1 pseudogene is annotated in these 552 nt (G+C 46.0%); it reads left to right on the top strand.

Going from position 1 to position 552, the window contains the following annotated elements:
* Positions 1-552 (top strand): annotated as a pseudogene (gene yeeO, locus A7589_RS22675) (toxic metabolite efflux MATE transporter YeeO); the annotation flags it as partial.

The following is a 552-nucleotide window of genomic DNA, read 5'->3' as shown; positions in this document are numbered from 1 at the left end:
TTGTTGGGGCTGGGCTGGGATTAACTATTTCCCGTTATATTGGCGCAATTGCAATTTTGTGGGTACTGGCGATTGGCTTTAATCCTGCGCTACGAATCTCGTTAAAGAGCTATTTTAAGCCATTGAATTTCAGCATTATCTGGGAAGTTATGGGAATTGGTATTCCAGCGAGTGTTGAATCAGTATTATTTACCAGTGGCCGGTTATTAACACAAATGTTTGTTGCCGGTATGGGAACCAGCGTTATTGCCGGGAATTTTATCGCTTTTTCGATTGCGGCTCTTATCAATTTACCTGGGAGTGCGCTCGGTTCTGCTTCTACGATAATTACTGGTCGAAGGCTGGGAGTAGGGCAGATAGCGCAAGCAGAAATACAGTTGAGGCATGTTTTCTGGTTGTCCACCCTTGGGTTAACAGCGATAGCCTGGTTAACGGCTCCTTTTGCGGGGGCTATGGCGTCGTTTTATACCCAGGATCCCCAGGTTAAACACGTGGTTGTGATTCTTATTTGGCTAAACGCGTTGTTTATGCCTATTTGGTCCGCCTCATGGG

Source organism: Escherichia sp. MOD1-EC6475 (assembly GCF_003046645.1).
Classification (GTDB): Bacteria; Pseudomonadota; Gammaproteobacteria; order Enterobacterales; family Enterobacteriaceae; genus Escherichia; species Escherichia ruysiae.
The sequence above is the reverse complement of the archived record's forward strand: the minus strand, read 5'-3'. Positions and strand labels throughout refer to the sequence as shown.